The sequence below is a fragment of the Treponema endosymbiont of Eucomonympha sp. genome, assembly GCF_001028545.1.
The window spans coordinates 1-439 of the sequence record NZ_BBPW01000666.1 but is presented as its reverse complement, the minus strand read 5'-3'; the positions used below and the strand labels follow the sequence as shown (position 1 = coordinate 439).

Sequence of the window (439 nt, the reverse complement as noted above, 5' to 3'; positions counted from 1 at the left end):
CGTAACGCGGCCGAGCAGGGTCCGCCAGTCCGCGCCGGGGTTTTGCTCCAGCACCGCGAGCAGGTTGATAAAGCCGATAATCGTGGTTCCGGGCGTGCGGAAATACTCGTTGCCGAGCTGTTTTGCGCAATGTTCCATGAACGCCGCGAGCGCCTCGCGCGGAATGAGCGCGTCCTCTTCGACGCCATACGCATAGACGAGGCGGATTTTTTCCAGCAGCAGGTAGAAATCCTCGCGCGTCAGGTTCGAAAGCCGTATGACCGGACCGGAAAAATCGACCAGCCCCTGCCGCCGCGCAAACGAGTTCTCGCCGAGCCTGCGGCGGAGCGCGTCGTAGCTGAACATGCCGCGCCTCGTGTCGAGCTGGAATTCGGGCGTGCCGCCAAACACAAAGCCCAGCCCCACCGCGTTGCCCTGCAGCGCGTGGTTCACGATTCGG

At 63.3% G+C, this 439-nt stretch carries 1 protein-coding gene; it reads right to left on the bottom strand.

Annotated elements, in window-relative coordinates; genetic code table 11:
• On the bottom strand, positions 1-439 hold a 439-nt coding region (locus tag AWU74_RS08545; protein WP_187150985.1), incomplete at both ends, for a BREX system ATP-binding domain-containing protein.